General features: G+C 70.3%; 19 protein-coding genes. 8 read left to right on the forward strand and 11 right to left on the reverse strand.

Annotated elements, in window-relative coordinates:
* Window positions 1–5 precede the first annotated feature (5 nt).
* The 3 genes from RJQ01_RS02755 to ileS are packed head-to-tail and all read right to left on the reverse strand — an operon-like array spanning window position 6 to window position 4,995.
* Complete coding sequence (locus tag RJQ01_RS02755) at window positions 6–383, reverse strand: DUF4233 domain-containing protein (RefSeq protein WP_350475178.1); 378 nt, start codon at window positions 381–383, stop codon at window positions 6–8.
* Window positions 380–1,738 (reverse strand): bifunctional folylpolyglutamate synthase/dihydrofolate synthase, encoded by a 1,359-nt coding sequence (locus RJQ01_RS02760; RefSeq protein ID WP_350475179.1) that lies wholly within the window; start codon window positions 1,736–1,738, stop codon window positions 380–382. Before RJQ01_RS02760 ends, RJQ01_RS02755 begins: the two co-directional genes overlap by 4 nt.
* Window positions 1,735–4,995 carry an isoleucine--tRNA ligase gene (gene ileS, locus RJQ01_RS02765; protein ID WP_350475180.1) on the reverse strand — a complete coding sequence of 1,087 codons (3,261 nt, stop codon included), beginning with the start codon at window positions 4,993–4,995 and terminating at the stop codon, window positions 1,735–1,737. The genes RJQ01_RS02760 and ileS overlap by 4 nt, the downstream gene beginning before the upstream one ends.
* A gap of 429 nt (window positions 4,996–5,424) precedes the next feature.
* Here ileS and RJQ01_RS02770 point away from each other — a divergent pair, with 429 nt between their 5' ends.
* The 4 genes from RJQ01_RS02770 (at window position 5,425) to RJQ01_RS02785 (ending at window position 9,235) form a co-directional block, all read left to right on the forward strand.
* A complete protein-coding gene (locus tag RJQ01_RS02770; protein WP_350475181.1) occupies window positions 5,425–6,249 on the forward strand; it encodes a hypothetical protein in 825 nt (274 codons plus the stop codon).
* Window positions 6,250–6,279: 30 nt separating this feature from the next.
* Window positions 6,280–7,017: an AfsR/SARP family transcriptional regulator gene (locus RJQ01_RS02775; protein WP_350475182.1), complete on the forward strand. Its 738-nt coding sequence runs from the start codon at window positions 6,280–6,282 to the stop codon at window positions 7,015–7,017.
* 133 nt (window positions 7,018–7,150) lie between these two features.
* Window positions 7,151–8,488, forward strand: a complete 1,338-nt coding sequence (locus RJQ01_RS02780; RefSeq protein WP_350475183.1) for an MFS transporter — start codon at window positions 7,151–7,153, stop codon at window positions 8,486–8,488.
* 204 nt (window positions 8,489–8,692) lie between these two features.
* Window positions 8,693–9,235: a hypothetical protein gene (locus RJQ01_RS02785; RefSeq protein ID WP_350475184.1), complete on the forward strand. Its 543-nt coding sequence runs from the start codon at window positions 8,693–8,695 to the stop codon at window positions 9,233–9,235.
* Between the two features lie 27 nt (window positions 9,236–9,262).
* On the opposite strand, the gene RJQ01_RS02790 is transcribed toward RJQ01_RS02785, so the two are convergent.
* Window positions 9,263–10,009, reverse strand: coding sequence for a flavodoxin family protein (locus tag RJQ01_RS02790; RefSeq protein ID WP_350475185.1), 747 nt, complete (start codon window positions 10,007–10,009; stop codon window positions 9,263–9,265).
* Window positions 10,010–10,116: 107 nt separating this feature from the next.
* Between RJQ01_RS02790 and valS the strand changes: the two genes are divergently transcribed.
* From valS to RJQ01_RS02805, 3 genes are all read left to right on the forward strand, one after another.
* Complete coding sequence (gene valS / locus RJQ01_RS02795) at window positions 10,117–12,720, forward strand: valine--tRNA ligase (RefSeq protein WP_350475186.1); 2,604 nt, start codon at window positions 10,117–10,119, stop codon at window positions 12,718–12,720.
* Between the two features lie 16 nt (window positions 12,721–12,736).
* Window positions 12,737–13,195 (forward strand): GNAT family N-acetyltransferase, encoded by a 459-nt coding sequence (locus tag RJQ01_RS02800; RefSeq protein ID WP_350475187.1) that lies wholly within the window; start codon window positions 12,737–12,739, stop codon window positions 13,193–13,195.
* Between the two features lie 85 nt (window positions 13,196–13,280).
* The gene (locus tag RJQ01_RS02805; RefSeq protein WP_350475188.1) at window positions 13,281–13,517 is read left to right on the forward strand and encodes a hypothetical protein; all 237 of its coding nucleotides are present in this window, start codon (window positions 13,281–13,283) and stop codon (window positions 13,515–13,517) included.
* A 36-nt stretch (window positions 13,518–13,553) separates the two neighbouring features.
* Here the strand turns inward: RJQ01_RS02805 and RJQ01_RS02810 are convergent, their stop codons facing one another.
* Both RJQ01_RS02810 and RJQ01_RS02815 read right to left on the reverse strand, forming a co-directional pair.
* The gene (locus RJQ01_RS02810) at window positions 13,554–13,775 is read right to left on the reverse strand and encodes a hypothetical protein (protein WP_350475189.1); all 222 of its coding nucleotides are present in this window, start codon (window positions 13,773–13,775) and stop codon (window positions 13,554–13,556) included.
* Window positions 13,772–14,386: an ArsR/SmtB family transcription factor gene (locus RJQ01_RS02815; RefSeq protein ID WP_350475190.1), complete on the reverse strand. Its 615-nt coding sequence runs from the start codon at window positions 14,384–14,386 to the stop codon at window positions 13,772–13,774. Before RJQ01_RS02815 ends, RJQ01_RS02810 begins: the two co-directional genes overlap by 4 nt.
* A 160-nt stretch (window positions 14,387–14,546) precedes the next feature.
* On the opposite strand from RJQ01_RS02815, the gene RJQ01_RS02820 reads away from it, so the two are divergent.
* Window positions 14,547–16,577 carry a M3 family metallopeptidase gene (locus RJQ01_RS02820; protein ID WP_350475191.1) on the forward strand — a complete coding sequence of 677 codons (2,031 nt, stop codon included), beginning with the start codon at window positions 14,547–14,549 and terminating at the stop codon, window positions 16,575–16,577.
* Between the two features lie 25 nt (window positions 16,578–16,602).
* Here RJQ01_RS02820 and RJQ01_RS02825 read toward each other — a convergent pair whose 3' ends face one another.
* From RJQ01_RS02825 to RJQ01_RS02845, 5 genes are read right to left on the reverse strand one after another with little or no spacing between them, the layout of a single operon-like run.
* Window positions 16,603–17,934, reverse strand: a complete 1,332-nt coding sequence (locus RJQ01_RS02825; RefSeq protein ID WP_350475192.1) for a GNAT family N-acetyltransferase — start codon at window positions 17,932–17,934, stop codon at window positions 16,603–16,605.
* On the reverse strand, window positions 17,931–18,746 hold the full coding sequence (locus RJQ01_RS02830) for a hypothetical protein (RefSeq protein ID WP_350475193.1): 816 nt from the start codon (window positions 18,744–18,746) through the stop codon (window positions 17,931–17,933). Before RJQ01_RS02830 ends, RJQ01_RS02825 begins: the two co-directional genes overlap by 4 nt.
* Before the next feature lie 49 nt (window positions 18,747–18,795).
* Window positions 18,796–19,998 carry a benzoate/H(+) symporter BenE family transporter gene (locus RJQ01_RS02835; protein WP_350475194.1) on the reverse strand — a complete coding sequence of 401 codons (1,203 nt, stop codon included), beginning with the start codon at window positions 19,996–19,998 and terminating at the stop codon, window positions 18,796–18,798.
* Between the two features lie 21 nt (window positions 19,999–20,019).
* On the reverse strand, window positions 20,020–22,254 hold the full coding sequence (locus RJQ01_RS02840) for a glycoside hydrolase family 31 protein (protein ID WP_350475195.1): 2,235 nt from the start codon (window positions 22,252–22,254) through the stop codon (window positions 20,020–20,022).
* Window positions 22,251–23,426, reverse strand: coding sequence for a glycoside hydrolase family 15 protein (locus RJQ01_RS02845; protein ID WP_350475196.1), 1,176 nt, complete (start codon window positions 23,424–23,426; stop codon window positions 22,251–22,253). Before RJQ01_RS02845 ends, RJQ01_RS02840 begins: the two co-directional genes overlap by 4 nt.
* Between the last annotated feature and the right edge of the window lie 70 nt (window positions 23,427–23,496).

The raw sequence follows: 23,496 nt of genomic DNA on the forward strand, positions 1-23,496 counted from the left end.
GGTCGTCACGCCTGCGCGGCGCGCTTGGCGGCGTCCAGCTGGCCGCCGCGGACCACTGCGTAGATCCAGAACCCCACGAAGATCGCCGCCGTCACGGCGGCGAGCACCTCGATGAATCCCGTCGCGAGCAGCAGCACCTGCAGCACGCCCGTGAACCAGACACCCCAGCGGTAGCGGGCCACGCGCACGCCGAGGAGCAGGAGCACGAGCAGCACGGCACCACCGCCGAAGACGCTCACCGGGTCGAGAACGTCGAGGCCGTTGATGGCGAGCATGCCGAACACGACGACGATGATCTCCATCGAGAGCGTGACGACGAGGAGCGATTCGGTCGCGCTGCGCTCCCGTCTGGGGCGACGTGCGGGCGTGGTCGTATCGGTCACGGTTCCCCATCCTCCTGGGCGCTCATGAGCATCGCCTGACCGACGAGGGTGATCGAGCCCGTCACGAGCACCGCGTCACCCGGGCCGGCCTCCTCGCGCGCCTCGGCGAGCGCTACCGCCAGTTCGGGCTCGACGCGCACCCGGTCGGGCCCGGCCACTGCGGTCGCGATCTCGGCGAGCGCCTCCGCATCGAGCGCGCGATCGGAGTCGGAGCGCGTGACGACGAACCGTGTGACGACGGGGTCGAGCGCCTCGATGATGCCCCGGGCATCCTTGTCGTCGAGCACGCCGACGATCGCCGTGATCGACTCGAACGCGAACGATCCCAGCAGGGTCGTGGCGAGCGCACGGGCACCGTGCGGGTTGTGGGCCGCGTCGACGATGACGCTCGGCTCGGTCGCGAGCACCTGGAGGCGACCGGGGCTCGTCACGGCCGCAAGACCCTGGGCGAGCACGTCGGCGGCGAGGGGCTGGGTGCCGTCGCCGAGGAACGACTCGACAGCAGCGATCGCCACGACGGCGTTCTGCGCCTGATGCTCGCCGAAGAGCGGCAGCGCGAGATCGCGGTACTCCCCCGCCCGGCCCCGCACGTCGATGACCTGCCCGCCGACGGCGAGCCGAGCATCCAGGAGGGCGAAATCGACGCCCTCGCACTGCAGGGCGGCCTCGTCATGCTCTGCCGCGCGCGTGAGCTCGTCCATCGCCTCGGTCTGCTGGAGTGCCGTCACGACGACGGCGGCGGGCTTGATGATGCCCGCCTTGGTGCGCGCAATCTCGGCGATCGTGCGCCCCAGTCGCGCCTGGTGATCCAGCGCGATGGGCGTGAACACCGCGACATCGCCGTCAGCGACGTTCGTCGAATCCCACTCGCCTCCCATGCCCACCTCCAGCACGACGACATCGACGGGCGCGTCGGCAAAGGAGGCGAACGCGAGGAGCGTGAGGGCCTCGAAGTAGGTCAGGGGCTCCTCGCCGTTGGCGGTGAGCTCGGCGTCGACCATCAGCACGTACGGGGCGATGTCGGCCCAGGTGTCGGCGAGGGCGCGGTCGCTGATCGGCTGGCCGTCGATCATGATGCGCTCGTTGACGCGCACCAGGTGCGGGCTCGTGAGGAGGCCGGTGCGCAGCCCGTAGGCGCGCAGGATGCTCTCCGCGATGCGGCTCGTCGTCGTCTTGCCGTTCGTGCCCGTGACGTGGATGATCGCGTAGCTGCGCTGCGGGTCGCCCAGCAGCTCGGCGGCGCGCCGGGTGGGCTCCAGGCGAGGGCGCGGCGCGGCCTCGCCGATGCGCGAGAGCAACTCGTCGTAGACCTTGTCGGCGTCGGCGCGGTCGATCGCCTCCTGCTCGGCGGTCATGCCCGCACCACGGTGATCGTCACGGTCGCTCCTTCGCCCACCGCGATCGCGGCTCCTTCGCCAGCCTGGCCGACCTCGAGGGAGGTGGCAAGCACCTCCCCGCTGATGAGGTCTCGATGGGCGTCGATCGCGGCTCGGGTCTCGGCCGATTCCGCCCCGACGCTCAGTGCGATGCGGTCGCTCACGTCGAGACCGGCATCCTTGCGCGCCTGCTGCACCGCGCGAACGACGTCGCGCGCGAGGCCCTCGGCGGCGAGCTCCGGCGTGACGACCGTGTCGAGCAACACGAAGCCGCTGCCGGGCAGGAACGCGACGGCCGCTGCCGGGTCGGCGAGCTCGAGCTCGAGAGTGAACTCTCCCGGCTGCAGCGCGACGCCGCCGACGACGACTCCCTCGCCCTCGACGCTCCACTCACCGGCCTTCGCGGCGCCGATCACCTGCTGCACCTGCTTGCCGATGCGGGGACCCGCTGCGCGAGCGTTGACCGCGAGGCGTCGGCTGATGCCGTAGCTCTCGGCGAGCGAGTCGTCGAACTCGACGAGCTCGATGCTCTTGACGTTCAGCTCGTCGCGCACGATGTCGCTGAAGTCGGCGAGCGCCGCCGCCTCAAGGGTGACGACGGTGAGGCGCTGGAGGGGAAGGCGCACGCGCAGGCTCTGGGCCTTCCGCAGCGCGAGACCGCTGCTCGCGATCGCGCGCACGCGGTCCATCGCCGCGACGAGCGCGGCGTCCTCCGGAAAGTCGGCGGCCTCCGGCCAGTCGGCCAGATGAACGCTGTCGCCGCCGGTGAGCCCGCGCCACACCTCCTCCGTGACGAGCGGCGCCAGCGGAGCGGCCACGCGCGCGAGAGTTTCGAGCACCGTGTACAGGGTGTCGATCGCGTCGCGGTCGTCGCCGGACCAGAAGCGCTCGCGGCTGCGGCGCACGTACCAGTTCGTGAGCACGTCGGCGAAGTCGCGCACGGCGGCGGCGGCCAGAGGACTGTCGAGGGCCTCGAAATCGCGCGTCACCGTCGAGACGAGGTCGCGCGTCTTGGCGAGCAGGTAGCGGTCGAGCACGTGGGGCGAGTCGGTGCGCCAGCGGGCATCCGAGACCTGGCCCGCGTTCGCGTACAGGCCGAAGAAGTAGTAGGTGCTCCACAGGGGCAGCAGGAACTGCCGCACCCCCTCGCGAATGCCCTCCTCGGTGACGATGAGGTTGCCCCCGCGGATGACGGAGCTCGACATGAGGAACCAGCGCATCGCGTCGGCGCCGTCGCGCTCGAAGACCTCCCCGACATCCGGGTAGTTCTGCAGGCTCTTCGACATCTTCTGGCCGTCGTTGCCGAGCACGATTCCGTGGCTGATCACGTTGCTGAACGCGGGACGGTCGAACAGGGCTGTCGCAAGAACGTGCATCGTGTAGAACCAGCCGCGCGTCTGCCCGATGTACTCGACGATGAAGTCGCTCGGGTTGTGCGACTCGAACCAGTCGGCGTTCTCGAAGGGGTAGTGCACCTGCGCGAACGGCATGGAGCCGGAGTCGAACCACACGTCGAAGACGTCCTCGATGCGGCGCATGGTGGAGGCGCCGCTCGGGTCGTCGGGGTTCGGGCGGGTGAGCGCATCGATGAACGGCCGGTGCAGGTCGACCTCGCCGTGGGCGTTGCGCGGCAGCTCGCCGAAGTCGGCCTCGAGCTCGGCGAGGGAGCCGTAGACGTCGACGCGCGGGTGGTTCGGGTCGTCGCTCTTCCACACCGGGATCGGGCTGCCCCAGTAGCGGTTGCGGCTGATCGACCAGTCGCGCGCCCCCTCGAGCCACTTGCCGAACTGCCCGTGCTTGACGTTCTCCGGCACCCAGGTGATCTGCTGGTTGAGCTCGATCGCCCGGTCGCGAATCTCGGTGACTCTCACGAACCAGCTCGAGACGGCCTTGTAGATGAGCGGGTTGCGGCAGCGCCAGCAGTGGGGGTAGCTGTGCTCATAGCTGCGCACCTGCAGCAGGCGCCCAGCATCGCGTAGGAGGCCCGTGAGGGTCTTGTTCGCCTCGAACACCTGCAGGCCGGCGACGTCGCTCACCTGGTCGAGGAACCTGCCGCCATCGTCGACGGAGATGATGACCGGGATGCCCGCCGCGGCGCACACGTTCTGGTCGTCCTCGCCGTACGCGGGCGCCTGATGCACGATGCCCGTGCCCTCGCCCGTGGCGACGTAGTCGGCGACGAGGAACTGCCAGGCGTGCTGCATCCCCCACGTCTCGAGGTCGGCGTAGTAGTCCCACAGCCGGTCGTACTGCACCCCTCCGAGCTGCGCACCGTGGACGGTGCGGGTGACGGCGCTTTCGGCCTCCTGCACCGACTCGTAGCCGAGATCCTTCGCGTAGGCGGCCAGCGTGTCGGCGGCGAGAAGGTACAGAGACTCCCCCTCGACGGCCTCCTGCGCGCTCGACGCGGCGCGAGCATCCGCCGCACCGTTCGGTCCGGCCGGAAGCACCGCGTACGCGATCTCGGGGCCGACCGCGAGGGCTGCGTTCGTCGGGAGGGTCCAGGGCGTCGTCGTCCACGCCAGAGCCTTCACCCCGGTGAGGCCGAGCACCTCGGCCTTGGCTCCGACGAGGGGGAAGGTGACGGTGACTGACTGATCCTGCCGCATCTGATAGACGTCGTCGTCCATGCGCAGCTCGTGGTTCGACAGCGGCGTCTCGTCGCGCCAGCAGTACGGCAGCACACGGTAGCCCTCGTAGGCGAGGCCCTTCTTGTGCAGGGTCGCGAAGGCCCACAGCACGCTTTCCATGAACGTGATGTCGAGCGTCTTGTAGTCGTTGTCGAAGTCGACCCAGCGCGCTTGCCGCGTGACGTAGTTCTGCCACTCGTCGGTGTAGCGCAGCACGCTCTCGCGGGCCTTGGCGTTGAACGCCTCGATGCCCATCTGGTCGATCTGCGCCTTCTCGGTGATGCCGAGCTGCTTCATCGCCTCGAGCTCGGCCGGCAGCCCGTGGGTATCCCAGCCGAAGCGGCGGTGCACCTGCTTGCCGCGCATCGTCTGGAATCGGGGGAACACGTCTTTCGCGTACCCGGTAAGGAGGTGCCCGTAGTGGGGCAGGCCGTTCGCGAAGGGCGGGCCGTCGTAGAACACCCACTCGTCGCAGCCGTCGCGCTGGGCGATCGAGCGGCGGAAGGTGTCGTGCGTCGCCCAGTAGTCGAGCACCTCGTGCTCGAGGGCAGGGAAGCTCGGGGAGGCGACGATGCCCGTCTCGTCGCGGTGCTGGGGGTAGCCCATGGTGTCTCCGGTCGTGTCGCGTGCACACTCACCGCGAGGACGACAGCGCCCGATGGGTCTGCCGCGGTACCACCCCGCTTGCCCTCGTCACCCTCGTCTCGCGCCTGCGATCCGGGATGCTCGGGCCCCTCTCCAGCGGCTGTGACGGGCCTGCCCCGCTCGGGTCTAGTAGGTCACCGAGGTGACGGTTCTTCCGAGGACTCCCCGGTGATGGCCGGATCGCAGTCGATACCTCCATGCTAGGGCACTCGGAGCGTGCGGAAAGCGACGGTCCACGCGCACAGGACGAGCGTGGTCACGCGGGCGTCACGCTTCCGTCACGCTCGGAGGAGCAGTCTGTGAGTGCGCGGGGGAACTGCGCATTCTTTGCCGTTCGGGGGAACAGTGCACACTACGCAGCGCCACACACCATCGATGCTCGCGAGAGCCATGAGCGCGCTGGGAATCGCGGTGCTGGCAGGTGCCCTGCTGAGCATCGGCGGAGTCAGCTCCCCGGCGAGCGCCGCACCGTTCGAGCAGTGCGAAGGCGTGTTCAATGGCGGGGGCGAGGGTGTCAACTGCCAGATGACGGTCGAGAACTTTCTCGACCTGGATACGGGTGCGACGAGCTCGACCGTGACCACCCTCGTCTGCAGCGGCGCGGCCAATACGGTGACCACCTGCACCGGCGAGCCCTCCGTGCAAACATTCCCTTTCCTCACCGACGTCATCGAGCAGTGCAACGGCACCGGTGAGGGCGGCGGCAGCACGATGCACTGCAGCGTCGCGGTGATCAACACCATCACGGGAGCGGGCACGACGAGCGCTCCCTCCGTGAACCAGTGCAACAACTCCTTCGATTCGCTGCCCCTTCCTGCCGGTTCTGCATGTGATCCCGCGGAAGCGACGACCGGCGCGACCATCACGCAGTGCAACGACAGCATGAATGGCGGCACTCAGGTCAGCATGAACTGCACGGTCGGCACCTCCGCCACGAGCTCGGCCTTGCCCGTGACGGTCGACCAGTGCAACAACAGCGTGAACGGCGGCGGCGCACTCCTGGTGTGCTCGACCCAGATGACCACTCTCTTCGTGCCCGCGGACACCGGCGATGAGGGCCCCGGCGGCGATACGGTCGGCGACAACGCTGACGTCCTCGCCGAAACCGGTCCCACCGCCGAGCACGCGACACTGGGCGGCCTCGCTCTCGCGCTCCTGCTCGCGGGAGTCGGCCTCCTTCGTGCAGGCCAGCCTGTGCACGCACGCAGGGTGTAGCGCTACCGTCCGGTGCAGGGAAGGTCGTTCATGACCGGAATCGAACTGCAACTGCTCGGGTCGTTCGATGTGCTGACGGCCGACGGCGCTTCGGTCGCGAGCACCGCGGGTACCCAGCGCCTTCTCTCTCTGCTCGCGCTGCGGTCGCGCACCGTCTCGCGCGCCGCGATCGCGGGCGCGCTCTGGCCGGAGGCCCCACGCTCGCTGGGAGCCGTGCGGCTGCGTGCCGTGCTCGCCCGCATCAACCCCCTCACTCGCACAATGCTGATCGTGAGCTCGGGCGGTGTCGGCCTCGATCCACTGTGCACCGTGGACTACCGCTCCGCTCGCGCGCTCGCCGACCGCGTGCTCGACAGCGCCGCCGAGGCGACGACCGCAACCGCCAGCGAGACCCGCTCGACGATCGCCGTGCTCTGCCTCGAGCTGCTCCCCGACTTCTACGACGACTGGGCGCTCGAGGAGGCGGAAGAATGGCGCTGGGTGCGGGCGGAGGCCCTCGAGTCGCTCGCGGCCTCGCTCGCGCGCGACGCCCGTCCTTCCCTGGCCATGCACGCCGCTCAGTCAGCGGTTCGCACCGAGCCCTTGCGCGAGACCGCGCACGCGGCCCTCGTGCGACTCCACATCTCCGCCGGCAACCACGGCGAGGCACTGCGGACCTTCGAACGGTTCAGCACATCCCTCGCCGAAGCCGTCGGCGTGGGCCCGAGCACTGCCTTTCGCGAGCTCATCGCCACATTGCCGGGTCAGACGACCCTGCCGCACCGGTAGCCGCCGCAGTCACCCACCTGCTCGACTCGGGAATGCACAGGCCGCCCGGTACGCTCGACTCCTTGTGACTGACAACTCTCGTGGCACAGCGCCCACCACGTCTCCCTCGGTCACGGCCTCCGATTCGGTTGTCGTGGCAGCACCCTCCGACCCACGCACCGCGCGACGCGCGCGCTGGGCATCCCTCGTCGGAACCTCCCTCGAGTCGTACGACTTCTACATCTACGCGTACTTCGCCGCGTTCTTCGTCGGCCCGCTCTTCTTCGACCCGCTGGGCGGATTCGGGGGCACGCTCGCGGCGTTCCTCTCCATCGCCCTCGCCTTCGTCATCCGCCCCGTCGGGGCGATCATTTTCGGCCACGTGGGCGACCGGCTCGGGCGCCGCACGACGCTCATCATCACGGTCACCCTCATGGGTGTCGCCACGGGCCTTATCGGCGTGCTGCCGACCTTCGAGCAAGCCGGCTGGTTCGGTGCCGCACTGCTGGTGCTGCTGCGCCTTCTGCAGGGCATCTCGCTCGGCGGCGAGTGGGGCGGCGCGGTGCTCATCGCGACCGAGCACGAGTCGCGCACCAAGCGCGCGTTCGCCGCCGCGATGCCGCAGCTGGGCTCGCCGATCGGGTCGATCCTCTCCGCCACGGCGTTCATCTGGCTCACCCTCGCACTCACGAACGAGGAGATCAGCGAGTGGGCGTGGCGCCTGCCGTTCCTCACGGCCATCCCGCTTCTGCTCGTGTCGCTGTACCTGCGCGTGACCGTCACCGAGACGCCGGTGTTCCGCGCCGTCGCGGCGACCGAGCGCCGGCCGCGCGTGCCGATCGCCACCCTCCTGCGCGCTCAGCCGGTCTCGATCATCGTCGCCGTGGGCGTCGCGCTGCTCGGCATCGGCTCGTACTCGCTCATGAATACGTACACGATCAACTACGGCGTCGTGCAGCTGGGCTTCGAGTACTACGAGCTCCTGATCGCCACGACGATCGGCGGGCTGCTGCAACTGGTGACGATTCCGCTGTTCGGGGCGTGGGCGACGCGCATCGGCTCGGGCACCGTCGTCGCGTGGGGTGCCCTCGGCACCCTTCTCGTCGCGTTCCCGCTCTACTACTTCCTCCAGTTCGCCGACTTCGGCGTGCTCGTGGCGATGATGATCATCGGCGGCATCCTGCCCACGATGAGCTGGGCGGCACTCGGCGGCATCTTCACCGAGATGTTCGACGAGCGCTACCGCTACTCGGCGCTCGGCTTCGCCTACTCGATCGCCGCCGTCATCTCGGGCTTCGTGCCCGCCCTGACGCTCACGATCGGCGAGGCCAGCGGCAACGCGTGGTGGCACCCCGGCATCGTGCTCGCGGCGATGTCGCTCATCACCCTCGTCAGCGCGCTCATCGCGGTGCGCATCCGCGTCGACAAGGACGAGGACGAGCCCGCCGCGGTCGAGCGCGAGGGCAGCCACCAGGAACCCGTCACCAGCTAGTGCGGGTGGCGGGGCGCCGAGCCCGCCGCCTGACACCGCGCACCCCTATCGCGCCCTCCGCCGATCCCCGTAGTCTGGTCGAGCGGGGGCGCGATGGTCCCGCGCGATGTCCAACGGCGTGGAGCGACCATGAGCGACGAGACACCTACCGAACGGCTCGATCACCCAGTCGACCCTCTCGGCTCGGGGGCTCACAGTGCGGGCGTGGGGGGCAATGCGCCCTCGCGGCAACGCGCACTGCTCATCGCACTGATCGCGGTGGGCGCGGCCGTGCTTCTCGCGCTCATCGTGCTCATCGTGGTGCTGCTGAACTCCGACGACGGCTCTCCACCCGTGGCCACACCGACTCCGACGCCCACACTCGAGGAGACCGTCACCCCCGACCCCAGCGCGGACCCCGCGCCAGAGGTCACCCCGAGCGATTCCGGAGGGTCGAGCGCTCCCCCGGCTCCTGCGCCCCCGAGCGGCCCCACCTTCGCGACGTTCAGTGCGACAGATCGCGCTGTGTGCGAAAGCGACGCGGGGTCAGTCAGCATCACCTGGTCATGGAGCAGCACCGATGCCGTGCGGGCCTGGTTCGGAATCGGCACCACCAATGCGAAAGCGGAGCCCTTCGAAGAAGTGCCGACAACGGCGAGCTATGTCTTCACCTATCAGTGCTCCGAGCCGAGCCAGCTCTACACGGTCACCCTCGAAGACGCCTCGAACCGACTCACGAGCGAAACGGTGGAGGTCGTCCGCGAGTAGCGCACGGCTGGGCAGCCGGCTCCGGAACTAGCGATACTCGGGGTTGGCGTCGAAGCCCCAGCGCTCGCCCTCCGCCCACTGCTCGCGCACGTTGCCGTAAGCAGGGATGCCGTCGGCGTCCTTGAGCCGTCGCGCGGTGTGCAGCAGGTTCCACGACATGAAGGTCGTGTTGCGGTTCGTGAAGTCGTTCTGCGGGCCGCCCGAGCCCTCGTCCAGGTAGCTCGGGCCGGGCCCGACCTCGCCGATCCACCCCGCGTCTGCGGCGGGCGGGATCGTGTAGCCGATGTGCTGCAGGGCGTACAGGGTCGACATGGCGGAATGCTTGACCCCGTCCTCATTGCCCGTGACGAGCATCCCGGCCGTCTTGCCGTAGTAGACGTACTGGCCGCTCTCGTTCGTCATGCCGCTCATCGCATACAGGCGCTCGATGAGCACGCGCAGCTGCGAGGAGACCTCGCCGAGCCAGATCGGCGTGCCGATCACGAGAATGTCGGCGTCGCGCACGCGCGGCCACAGGTCGACCCACTCGTCGGCCTCCCAGCCGTGCTCCCGCATGTCGGGGTAGACGCCCGGCGGCACGGCGTGGTCGACGAGCCGGAGGCTGTCGACGGTCACGCCCTGCGAACGCAGCAGGGCGATGCTGCGATCCATGAGTCCCTGCGTGTGGCTGAGCTCGGGGCTGCGCTTGAGGGTGCAGTTGACGTAGACGGCGCGCAGGTCGCCGTAGTCGGCTGGCGGAGTGGTGTGGGCGCGGTGCTGGGTCGAGTCGGCCATGCCTCGACGGTAGCCCCCTGGGCATCCCGTTACCATGGAGTCACAACCCACACTCAGGCACCCTTACCTCTGACACGGTGCCGCCTATAGCGAGACGAGATCTGCCGATGAGCCCTGCATCCCTGCCCGACAAGCCCGCCCTGGAAGGTCTCGAAGCGAAGTGGGGCGAGATCTGGGAGCAGCAGGGCATCTACCGTTTCGATCGGGATGCCGCGCTGAAGGCCGGCAAGGCTCAGGTCTACGCGATCGATACCCCGCCGCCCACCGCCTCGGGCTCGCTGCACATCGGCCACGTCTTCAGCTACACCCACATGGACCTGGCCGCCCGCTACCAGCGCATGCGCGGCCGGCACCTGTTCTACCCGATGGGCTGGGACGACAACGGCCTGCCGACCGAGCGCCGCGTGCAGAACTACTACGGCGTGCGCTGCGACCCGGCGCTGCCCTACGACGCCGACTTCACGCCGCCCTTCGAGGGGGGAGACACCAAGGCGTCGAAAGCGGCCGACCAGATCCCTATCAGCCGCCGCAACTTCATCGAGCTGTGCGAGCGCCTCACCGTCGAGGACGAGAAGCAGTTCGAGGACCTGTGGCGCACGCTCGGCCTCAGCGTCGACTGGACCCAGACCTACCGCACGATCGGTGAGCCCGCCCAGCGCGCGGCCCAGCGCGCCTTCCTGCGCAATCTTGCCCGTGGCGAGGCCTATCGCGCTGACGCGCCCACCCTGTGGGACGTGACCTTCCGCACCGCCGTTGCGCAGGCCGAGCTGGAGGACAAGGAGATGCCCGGGGCGTTCCACCGGGTGTCGTTCCACCTGCCGGGCGGTGCGGGAACGATCGAGATCGAGACCACGCGCCCCGAGCTCATTCCGGCCTGCGTGGCCCTCGTCGCGCATCCCGATGATGAGCGCTACCAGCCGTACGTCGGCACGACCGTGATGACGCCCCTGTTCGGCGTCGAGGTTCCCGTGGTCGCGCACCGGCTCGCGCAGCAGGACAAGGGCTCGGGAATCGCGATGGTGTGCACCTTCGGCGACGTCACCGACGTCGTGTGGTGGCGCGAGCTCGACCTTCCGCTGCGCCCCATCCTCGGCAAGGACGGCCGTATCCTCGCCGAGCCGCCGCAGGGCATCGAGGGCGCCGCCGCCGAGACCTACGCCGAGCTCGCCGGCAAGACCGTCTTCAGCGCCAAGGCGCGCATCGTGGAACTGCTCGCCGAGTCGGGAGACCTCCAGGGCGAGCCGCGCGCGATCAGCCACCCCGTGAAGTTCTTCGAGAAGGGCGACAAGCCGCTCGAGATCGTCACCACCCGCCAGTGGTACATCGCCAACGGCGCGCGCGACGAGCAGCTGGCCGAGCGCCTGCTCGAGCGCGGCCGCGAGGTCGCCTTCCACCCCGACCACATGCGCGTGCGCTACGAGAACTGGGTCGGCGGGCTGAGCGGCGACTGGCTCATCTCGCGCCAGCGCTTCTTCGGCGTGCCGATTCCCGTCTGGTATCGCCTCGACGCCGACGGCGAGCAGACCGGTGAGCCGATCGTGCCGACCGAGGATCAGCTGCCCGTCGACCCCTCATCGATGCCCGCACCGGGGTTCGAGGAAGCCCAGCGCGGCCAGCCGAACGGCTTCATCGGCGAGGTCGACATCATGGACACCTGGGCGACCTCGTCGCTGACCCCGCAGATCGCCGGCAAGTGGGAAGAGGATGCTGAGCTCTTCGACCTCGTCTTCCCCTACGATCTGCGCAGTCAGGGTCAGGACATCATTCGCACCTGGCTGTTCTCCACCGTGCTGCGCGCCGAGCTCGAGCACGGCACGGTGCCGTGGAAGCACGCGGGCATCTCAGGCTTCATCGTCGACCCCGACCGCAAGAAGATGTCGAAGTCGAAGGGCAACGTCGTCACCCCGGCCGCGATGCTCGACGATCACGGCAGCGACGCCGTACGGTACTGGGCGGCCTCCTCGCGCCTCGGCACCGATGCCGCCTTCGACCCGCAGAACCCGAAGCAGATGAAGATCGGCCGCCGCCTCGCCATCAAGGTGCTCAACGCGGCCAAGTTCGTGCGCTCGTTCGAGGCGCCCGCCGGCGTCAGCAGCGTCGATGACCTCGGCGCGACCGCGATCACCGAGCCGCTCGACCGCGACATGCTGGCCACGCTCGCCGAGGTCGTGCGCCTCGCAACGGCCGCGCTCGACGAGTACGACCACGCTCGTGCCCTCGACGTGGCCGAGCAGTTCTTCTGGACCTTCACCGACGACTACCTCGAGCTCGTGAAGGAGCGTGCGTACGGTGCGCAGGGCGTCGAGGGTCAAGCGAGCGCCGTCGCAGCCCTGCACCTGGCCATGGACGTCTTCGTGCGGCTCTTCGCCCCGGTGCTGCCCTTCGCCACCGAAGAGGTGTGGAGCTGGACGCACGACGGCAGCGTGCACGTCGCGCCGTGGCCGACCGTCGACGACGTGAGCAGCGAGAGCCCGACCGGGCTGCTGCCGCTCGTCTCCCAGGCGCTCATCGGCATCCGACGAGCCAAGACCGACGCCAAGGTGTCGCAGAAGACTCCCGTCACGCACGTGACCCTCGCCGCACCCATGCTGCTCGCCGAGGCCGCGGGCGACCTCAAGGCCGTAGGTCGCATCGACGTGCTCGACATCGTGGATGGCACCTCCCTTGAGATCACCGCCATCGAGCTCGGCGAGGCGCCCGAGCGCGCGTGAGCGGTACCCTGCGGTGATGAGTGCGAGCGGCATCACCATTCGACCAGCGAGCCCGAGCGACGCGCAGCGCTGGCGCGAGCTGTTCACGGCGTACGGCGTGTTCTACGAGACCGCCTTCGACGAGAGAGTGCTCGACGGTGTGTGGGCGTGGATTCTCGATCCCGAGCATCCGGTCACGGCGTTCCTGGCCGAGACGGACGGTGCCGTCGTCGGCTTCGCGCACATGCGGTCGCACCCGGATACCTTCGTCGCCGGCCCTGGGTGGTTTCTCGACGATCTCTTCGCCGACCCCTCCCATCGCGGGTCGGGAGTCGGCACCGCGCTGCTCGAGGCGGTCGCCGCGCACGCCGCCGAGAACGGAGGCGGCACGCTGCGCTGGATCACCGCCGCCGACAACGAGCGCGCCCAGCACGTGTATGACCGTCTCGCCACGCGCACGACGTGGGTCACCTACGAGAAGGAGACGAGCCGGTAGCATCGATGTCGCCACCGCGATCCACCCGTACGAGAACCCCTGCTCGCCACGAAGAGCCGGCGAGCACCGCTAGGAGGCCTGAGCAATGCAGCTCGGAACCCGATGGACGGTCGGCGCTGAACCGCCCGCACGCTTGAACCCTGACGTTCGCGCCGCCGTGCGCGCCGTGGAGGGCGAACTCTTCGGTCGAGACACCAGCCTGTGGCGCTGGACCCTCACCTGGTTGGAGGGGCGACCCGTCGTCGAGCTCGACGACGGAACGATCATCCGCCAGGGTCACGACGGCGCTGTCGAGATCACCGACGGCGTCACGCCGCGCTGAGGCGGCCGTCACCGGCACGCGGCTGCTGCGCGGCCGCTACTGGGTGATGCCGTAGCGGAACGGCGCCGCCGCCTGCAGGCGCAGCGTCTCGGTGCGGATGCTGCGCGCCTGCTCCTCGTGGCTGCGGCGCCGCACGGATCGACGGCTCCAGCTGACGAGCGCGAGCCCGGTGGCGAGCACGAGGCGCCGCACTATCGGGATGCGGCGCGGCGAACGAGGCCGGCCGTAGCCGGCCGTGGGGATGCTCATGGTGGTCATGGTGTCTCTTCTTCTGTGATCTCGTGCCCGTCGAGCACGGGGAAGGCGAAGTACTGCAGTTGGACTGGTCGCGAACCGGCGACCCGTTGGCCGCGGTGCTCGCGGGCGAACTCGGTCAGAAGTGACGACACCCGCTCACTCAGGTCGTTGAGCTGCTCAGCGGTCACGTGGACGCTCGCCGACTGGAGGTTGGTGGCCTCCCGCCAGCGCGGGGGCAGCTCGGTCATGCCGCGCTCGACGATGTCGCGCACGCCTGCCTCCCGGTGGTGCAGCCACTCGCGCATGATGACGCGGCTGGCCTGACGACCGGCCTCGCTCTCGTCGAGCTCGGGGCTGCCCATCTGGATGGCCCCCGGCACGCGCTCCCACCAGCGCTCGCGGGCGGTGCCGCGGTCGGCGACCTCCCGCACGTAGCCGTGCTTCTCGAGCTGCCGCAGGTGGTAGCTGGTCGACCCGCTGGATTCGCCGAGCCGCTCGCCGAGCCCGCTGGCCGTCTGGGCGCCGTAGGTGGAGAGCGCCTCGATGATCTGCACCCGTAGTGGGTGGGCGAGCGCCTTGAGACCGTCGAGGTCGGCGATGCGAGTCTCGGGGTCGTGCGCGCTGGCTGTCATGCTGACGACACTATCAATGCAAATGTTTCTTTGCAAGCAGTTCTTTGCAAGTAGTTCTTTGCACTTGTCCCTGTGCGCCATCAGCGGCCGCGCGGGGGCCGTCACGCGGGACGGCGGCCGGCCCAGCAGCAGCACGGATGCCCGGCTCTAGGCTGTGCGCATGACCAACCCGTTCTTCGCCCCGAGCACGCTCCCCTACCAGCTGCCGCCCTTCGCCGAGATCGACGAGCGGCACTACGCCGAGGCCATCGAGGCCGGCATGGCCGAGCAGCGGGGAGAGATTCGCGCCATCACGGCGAAGCGGGACATACCGACCTTCGAGAACACGATGGTGCCGCTCGAGAGCAGCGGTCAACTGCTCACGCGCGTGCTGCGGGTCTTCTCCAACCAGTCGGGAGCCGACTCGAGCGAGGCCACGAACGCGCTCGAGGAGGAGTTCGCCCCTCGGCTCTCCGCGCACGAAGACGCCATCATGCTCGACGCGGCGCTGTACTCACGCATCAGTCAGCTGCACGAGCAGCGGCACGCGCTGAGCCTGAGCGACGAGCAGCGCTACCTCATCGAGCGCCACCACACGCGCATGACGCTCGCCGGCGCGGGCCTCGACGACGAGCAGAAGGCGCAGTTGAGCGCCTTCAACGGTCGACTGTCGACCCTCACGACGACGTTCGAGAAGAACCTGCTCGCCGACACCAACGCGCTCGCCGTGCACGTCGCCACGCGCGACGAGCTCGACGGCCTCAGCGAGGGAGAGATCTCGGCGGCCGAGGCCGCGGCACGCGACCGCGGGCTCGAGTCGGGCTACCTTCTCACGCTCGTGCTGCCGACCGGGCATCCGTACCTGGCGTCGCTCACGAACCGCGACCTGCGCGCCCGCATCATGCGGGCATCCCGCTCGCGCGGCACGCGCGGCGGCGACCACGACAACCGCGAGGTGCTGCTCGAGATCGTGCGGCTGCGAGCCCAGCGAGCGCGCCTGCTGGGCTTCGACAGCCACGCCGCCGTCGTCGCCGCCGACCAGACCGCGAAGACGCCCGAGAACATCGCCGCGATGCTCTCGACCCTGGCGCCCGCCGCCGCGCGCAACGCCCGCGCCGAGCAGGGGAAGCTCGCGGCCCTCGCCGGCCACCCGATCGAGGCGCACGACTGGCCCTACTGGAGCGAAAGGGTGCGCGCCGCCGACTTCGACGTCGACACGGCGGCCCTGCGACCCTACTTCGAGGCCGAGCGGGTGCTGCAGCGCGGCGTCTTCGCGGCCGCGACCGCGGTCTACGGCATCACCTTCACCGAGCGCGGCGACCTCGTCGGCTACCACCCCGACGTGCGCGTCTTCGAGGTACGCAATGAGGACGGCACTGAGCTCGGCCTCTACCTGCTCGACCTCTATACTCGCGACTCGAAGCGCGGCGGCGCGTGGATGAACGAGCTCATCGGGCAGAACACCCTGCTCGAGCATCCCACGATCGTCGTCAACAATCTCAACGTGCCGAAGCCCGCCGCGGGTGAGCCGACCCTGCTGACCTTCGACGAGGTGAGCACCTTCTTCCACGAGTTCGGGCACGCCTTGCACGGCCTCTTCGCGCACGTCACCTACCCGCACTTCACGGGCACGAATGTGTACCGCGACTTCGTCGAGTTCCCCAGCCAGGTCAACGAGATGTGGATGCTCTGGCCCGAGATCGTCAATGACTACGCGGTGCACCACATCACCGGTGAGCGGATCCCGCCAGACACACTCGACCGCATTCGAGAGAGCGAGACGTGGGGCGAAGGCTTCGCCACCTCCGAGTACCTCGCGGCAGCCCTGCTCGACCAGGCGTGGCACCGCCTCAGCCCCGAGGAGGCCGAGGCGGTCACCGACGTGGCAGCCTTCGAAGCGGATGCCCTGGCCGCAGTCGGACTCGACAACCCGGCCATCCCGCCGCGGTACTCGTCGAGCTACTTCGCGCACACCTTCTCGGGTGGCTACGACGCCGGCTACTACAGCTACATCTGGAGCGAAGTGCTCGATGCCGACACGGTCGAGTGGTTCCGCGAGAATGGTGGCCTGACGCGGGCCAACGGCGACCGGTTCCGGCAGCACATCCTGGGCATCGGCGGCACGCGCGACCCGCTCGAGGCGTACCGCGAGTTCCGCGGGCGCGACGCCGTCATCGAGCCGCTGCTCGAGCGGCGCGGGCTCGCCGAGTAGCCGCCCCGCGGGCGGCGGCGCGCGGTCAGAACCAGATGCTGAGGTGCGGGGCGCGCGTCGTGCGGAAAAGGGCGTCGAGGCGGGCGGCCGAACCGGGGCGCTCCTCGACCAGGCGCGCCGCCGCGCGCAGCGGTTCGACGGGCGCGCCGCCCAGCAGCACGGTCGCGAGCACGTCGACGCCGAGACGCACCACCGCCGCCTCGGGTGCGGGGTCGGCGTCGGCGGGCGTCACGGTGGCGGTTCCGTCGGGGCTCGTGGTGAGCATCCAGTCGCCGTGCGCGTGGCCGAGCGGGTCGTCGACGCGCAGCAGCACCGTGTCGGCGTGCGCGTAACGACGGGCGGTCAGGCTGGCAGGCAGATCGAGGATGCGCAGCCACAGGTGCTCGCTGCGCGCCGTCGTGCGCACGGCGCGGGGGTTCGAGACCATCCACTGCACGGGCTCGTCGACGGGCCGCAGCGGCGCCCGCACCGTCGCCACGAGGTCGAGCTCGAGCACGAAGCGCCACAGCGCCGCGTGAGCGTCGTCGCTCGCCGCGCACAGGTAGTCGAGGGTCAGAGTGTGCGCCGTGAAGTCATCCGGGTCGGTGGTGAGCGAGTAGAGCGCGAAGCCCTGCGGGGTACCGTGCTCGTCGTCGTAGCGCACGGCGCGCAGCTTGCTCGCGAGCGTGCTGCCGGCGGTGAGGCCGAGCATGCGGTGCCAGAAGTGCTCCCATCCGGGCACCTCGCCCGACTGGCGGCGGTGCGCACGCTGAGCCAGCTGCGGGGCGAGCTCTCGCAGGCTCGTGGGCACCACCTGGTGCACGCGCCCGGTCGGGCGCGGGCCCGTCCACCGCAGCGCGCGTGCGTCGACGCTGTAGTCGGCCGCCCACGTGGCAGGCCCGAAACCCCAGCGGCCATAAATCGTCGCCTCCGACACGGTGATCATCGCAAGCGGAATGCCCGCGCTCGCCGCGGCCCGCAGCTCGCCCTCGAGAAGGGCGCGAGCGATACCACGACGACGGTGCGTCGGCGCGACCGTCACCGAGCTGACCGCCCAACCCTCGATGCTCGAATCCTCGCTCGCGGCGCCCAGGCTCAGCGTCGACCGCCAGGAGCCCGCCGTCGCTACGGGTGTCGCCGAGTCTGCCGCAGAAGGGTCCCACACTCCGACGCTGCGGGCGAAGGAGAGCCCTGCGCGGTGCTCAGCGAGCTGCTCCTCCGTCAAGGTCTCGGCGTGGAAGCCTCGCTGATCGGCCTGGAGCCAGGCATCGAACTGCGCCGCATCCTGCGCGTCGACGAGCGCGTAGCGAAGACCCTCCGCCGCGAGCGCCTCGCGCGACCGCACGTCGAGGGGCAGCGCGCTGCTCTGCGCCGTCACGAGTCGTCACCTGCGAGACCCCGACGCAGGGCGTCGAGCGCGAGCGCCTCGGGGGCACGTCCCTGCTGGGCCGCACGCGAGCGCACCACGTCGGCGAGGTCGTCCGGCACACGGAGCTGCAGGGGCGCACCAGCCACGTGACGTGGTGCGGCGGCCGAGACCTCCTGGGCAGCGGGAGTCGCGGGCCCCGCGCCGTCTCGCAGGAAGAGCGCGAGCACGGGCACCACGACCGTGCCGAGCACGTCGAGGATCGCGATGACGCCGAACACGCGCCAGTACACGTCGGCGGCGTCCTCGCCCGGAATCCCGCCGTCGGTGACGATCGGCAGGATCAGCATGACCGCGACCACGGCGATCGCGACGAGAGTGGCGGCGAGCCCCCAGCGGATCGCGGCGCGACGGCGCCCCACGAGCAGGAGGAGCAGGTTGGCGTGTGCGAAGCTCACGGCGAGGATGCCGCCCGCGGCGAAGACCCTGAACCACACCTCGAGGTCGGAGTCAGCCCAGTCGCGCCAGATGAGCACGAGCCCGGTGACGAGGGCGACGCCGCTCGCGAGCAGACCGCTCATGCCCACGAGACGCATCGCGCGATCGGCGATCGCGAGGTGGCACAGCGCCGTGATCGAGAACGCCCCGAACAGCACGGTCGTAAGCAGGATCTTGCCCTGCGTCTCGCCGAAGTCGCCGCCCAGCAGCGCGATGATGCCGACGAGCGCGGCACCCGAGAAGGAGATGATGATTCCGTAGATGGCTCCCTTGCGGGCGCCGCTCACCAGTGGGTCGCGGGCATGCTTGGCGGTCTCAGTCGACACGGTGGCTCCTTCGTGCTGGAAGATGCCCGGCTCGCGGGCGACCCCGACCCTACTCCTGCGGCCCCGCGTCGTGCAGGGTCTCGTCGTGCACGGCGTCGTCGCGCACCCGCCGTGGCCGCGTCACGAGCAGCACGACCGCGCCGACCACGAGCCCCCAGAAGGCACTGCCGATGCCGAGCACGACGATGCCCGACGCGACGACGATGAGCGTCACGGCCGCGGTCAGTCGAGTCTCCGGCACCTCGAACGCGCCCACCAGGCCCGTCGTGAATGCCCCGAGCAACGCGAGGCCGGCGACGGCGATGATGAGGATCGGGGGCGCCGCCGCCACGAGTGCTGTGGCGACGCCCGCGCCGAGCCCGAGCAGAACGTAGGTCACGCCGCCGGCCACCGGCGCCACCCACCGTCGAGCCGGGTCGGGGTGCGAATCGGGGCCCGCCATGAGCGCCGCCGTGAGCGCCGCGAGGTTGAGCGCGTAGCCCCCGAACGGGGCGCTCACCGCCGTCGCGAGCCCGCTCGCGGCGAGGACGCGCCGCGCTGGCACGTCGCGGTAGCCGAGCGTCGTCAGCACTGCGAAGCCCGGCACGTTCTGCCCCGCCATGGTGACGATGTACAGGGGCACCCCGAGCGAGACGATCACGAAGGGGTCGAACGCCGGCATCGTGAGGGTGAAGCCGGGCGAGAGGGTGGCGCCGAGCATCCAGTCGCTGCCCGCCGAGACGACCACGCCGATGATCGCGACGAGCATCGCCGCGGGCACCGCCCACCGCGTCGCCCATCGCACGAGCAGCAGCCACACGACGATCACGGGGGCTGCCAGCAGGGGCTCCTCGATGACCGCCGTCACGGGCGCGATGCAGATGGGAAAGAGGATGCCGGCGAGCATCGCCCCGGCGAGAGGCATCGGGATGCGCGTCATCGCGCGGCCCAGCCGACCCCACAGGCCGCTCGCGAGGATGAGCAGACCGCACACGATAAACGCGCCAATCGCCGCGCCATAGGAGCCCGTCGAGCCCTCCGCGGCGACGAGCAGGGCCGCACCCGGCGTCGACCACGCGAAGCTCAGCGGCAGACGCGAGCGCCACGACAGCAGCCCGGCCAGCATCGCCTGGGCCACGCACAGCGCCAGCAGACCGCTTGCCGCCTCTTCGGGGCTCGCACCGACGGCGAGAAGCCCCGCCACGACGAGCGCGAACGAGCTCGCGAAACCGGTGAGAGCGCCGACGACCCCGGCGATGATCGGCTGCAACACGCCGTCGAGCCTACTGCCGCATCAGCCCTCGAAGACGGCGCGCAGGCGCGGCCACGAAGCGGCGCGCACGTACACCGGTGCTTCATCCCACGGCACCTCGGCGGTGTGGGTCGCGCCGCCCGTGACCGACTCGCCGCTGAAGGCGTGCACCCACGCACCGGCCGGCAGCGTGGCCGTGTGCGCGGTCGCACCCTCCTCCGTCACGGGAGAGACGAGAAGATCGCGGCCGAGCATCCACTGCAGGGGAGCGCTCCACAGCCGCTCATCATCCGGCCAGTCGAAGAACAGCGGCCTCATGAGCGAGGTACCGGCATCGATCGCCCACGTCGTCTCCTCAGAGAGGTACGGCACGAGGCGTTCGCGCAGCTGCACGAGGCGCCGCACCCCGGGCAGCACGTGGGGATCCCCCGTGCGCTCGGCGATGTTCCACGGGGTGCGGTCGCGGCTGGGCGAGCGGTGGTGGTTGAACTCCGAGTGGTACTGCATGATCGGCACGAACGCGGCCGCCGCCATCGAGCGCAGGTACAGCTCCGCCGTGGGGATCTCCCCGCTGAAGCCCGCGACATCCCACCCCCAGTAGAGGATTCCGCTCGCCGTCGCACTGAGCCCCGCGAAGAGCGACCAGCGGAACGCCTCCCAGGTGGAGTTCTCATCACCCGCCCAGAACGCGCCGTGCGTCTGCGACCCGGTGAAGCCCGCGCGCGAGAAGGTCACCGGCGCCTTGCCGGAACGTCGCAGCAGGTCGCCGTACGCTTTCGCGTAGGCGACCGGGAAGGTGTTGTTCGCCTCGTCACCGCGACGCCCATCGAGGTAGTGCAGCTCGCGCCCCCAGGCATGCTCGCCGCCGTCGGTCTTGAAGCCATCCACACCGATCTCGTCGACGAGATAGCGGCGCTTGTCGGTCCACCACCGCGCGGCACGCTCGTCGGTGAGGTCGGGCATGAGCCCGAGCGGAAACCACCAGCCGCGGTTGCGGTACGGCCGTAGCCGCCCATCGGGGCCCGGCTCACGGATGAGCACGCGCTCCCGGCGCGCCGCATCGGCGTCGTGCCGCAGCTGCCCGCGCGGATGCGGGCGCATCTTCAGCAGTGGTATCTGCCACAGCACAAGCCTGACGTCCCGGTCGTGCAGCTCGTCGACCATGCCCTTCGGGTCTGGCCACGCGCCCTCCGCCGGGAAGGTGAAATCGGCGAGGCGCATCGGCGCGGCATCCTCGCGGGGCGTGTACTGCGCATCACGCCAGACATGGAAGGTGCTCTCATCGCTCCACGCCTCGATGACGATGCTGCCGACCGGTATGCCCTGCTCGCGGTGCGCGTCGACCTGGCGCATGACCTCCGCCTGCGTGTTCCACTCGTTGCCGCTCGCCCACAGCCGCAGCACCCAGTCGGGCAGCTTCTCGGGTCGGCCGACCTCGTTGAGGAAGGCGTCGAGCACCGCGTGCGGCGTGCCGGTGTACGCGCCGATCTCGATGACGCGGGATGCTGCGCTCGCCTCGTCGACCTCCGCCTCGATCAGCAGGCGGTCGGCCACCGAGGAGGCCACATCGAACCAGACACGGCGCGAGGTGCGCACGTGAAAACCCCAGCCTCGCCCGCCGACGACGTGCGCGAACGGCATGGGCAGGTAGGTCTTGCGCTCCGCGCCCTGCGACTTGTACTGCTCGAAGACCACCGAGTCGAGGATCGCCCCGCGGTGATCGAGGGAGTCGAAGCGCTCGCCGAATCCGGCGACCCTCTCCTCCGGGGCGAGCGCGAGCGCGACGCGCACGCGCAGCAGGCGCTCGCCGTCGTCGAGCACCTCGACGCTGCCGGGCACGAGGCCGGCCTGCGGATCGGCCGCGACGAGGTCGTCGGGCGCGCTGCGCCACGCGGCAACGCGCACGTCGAACCACCGCGTGCGCTGGCTGGCCGGAGCGCCGGTCGGCCCTCCGACGAAGCGGTACCGGTAGGCGCGCTGCGGCTCGAGGTCGGTGAGCGTCACGGAGAACCCGCGGGCGGCGCGCGCGAGTCGCGCCTGCGCGCTCGCGAGGTGCCCGCCGTCGACCGACTGGCCGCGCGAGCGCCGCTCCGTGCGGATCAGGGGATGCTCGCGCACACCAGAGCCGTCATCCCACTGCAGGGTCACGGCGTCGACCTCCGCGCTCGAGCGCACACCGAGGGCGAGCGGCTCACCGGCCACCGGGTCGACGGGGTGGCGCTGGTCGGTGTCGACCGAGTAGGGATGACCGGAGCCGAACGGGGAGTGGCGGATCATGATGCCCCCTCCGTCGAGGCGTCGACGACCGCCGCGGCAGGCGCGCCGGCGACGCCGAGCTCGACCGCGAGGCGCACGAGCATCGCGTGGCTCCACAGCAGGGGCGTGGCGACAGACCCCCAGCGGTCGATCCACTCCTGCTCCCGATCGGGAGCGAGCAGATGCTCGCCGACCTGCTCGGGCAGCATTCCCTCCGCCGTCTCCGTGCGCGCCGCCCACGCCAGTTGCGCGTGCGCGCGCTCACGGTCGCCCGCCGCGGCGTAGGCGAGCCCGAGCATGCAGCTGAGCAGCGGCCACTGGCCACCGCCGAAGAAGGTGTCGTCGAGGTAGCGGTGCACTCCCCCGTCGACGTTGAGCGCGTCGTCGATCGCGCGGATGCTCGCGAGACCGAGCGGGCTCGTCGCCTCGATGACGCGCAGCGGTGCGACGACGGCCGCGAGGGAGGCATCGACCGCGGTCGACCCGAGCCACTTCGCGAGGTGGTCGTCGTGGGTGCCGCGGTCGATCATGAGGGCGCGGCACTCCGCGGCCGCGGCGGCGGCGCGCGCGGCGGTCGCCGAGGCCAGCACACCCGAGTCGACGGCGGCGTCGAGGCCGGCGATGATGCATCCGAGCGTCGACACGTGCACCTGGTCGGCATGCTCCTCCCACCAGTCGTAGCACGGGCGGTGCGCGGTCGCGAGAAGGTAGTCGACGCTGAGGCGGATGCCCGGCGCCCAGCGCTCGAGACTCAGACCATGGCGGCGCGCGTGCGCGACGGCGGCCCACACCCAGGTGCCGTAGCCGTCGGTCTGGAAGTCCCACCAGTCGTCGTCGCCCGCGGAACCGTCGAGGGTGAAGCGGGTGGGCAGCATGCGGTCGTCGGGGAGCGGCGAGCCGGCGGCTTCGGCGGCGACGATCTCGGCCACCTCGTCGGCGTGCGCGGCGAGCATCCTGCCGCACCAGTCGAAGAAGCGCGAGGCCGAGTCGACGGCGCCCGCTGCTGACATCGCGTCGGCGATGAAGGCACCGTCGCGGAACCAGCTGTAGCCGCGATACGCCGAGAAGGTCGGGCTCGCCGGGTAGGCGCCCTGCGGGTGCTGCAGCCGCTCGATGAGAGCGACACTGCGCTTCACCAGATCGGCGAGGTCGGCACCGCGCGGGGTGCGGGGGTCGATGGAGACGTGCGTCATGCGGGAGCCTTCCAGGGCAGGCAGAGCGTGCGGGTGCTGTACAGGTGGTCGGTGACGCGGCGGGGCTCCG

This window comes from Microcella sp. (genome assembly GCF_040286215.1).
Classification (GTDB): domain Bacteria; phylum Actinomycetota; class Actinomycetes; order Actinomycetales; family Microbacteriaceae; genus Microcella.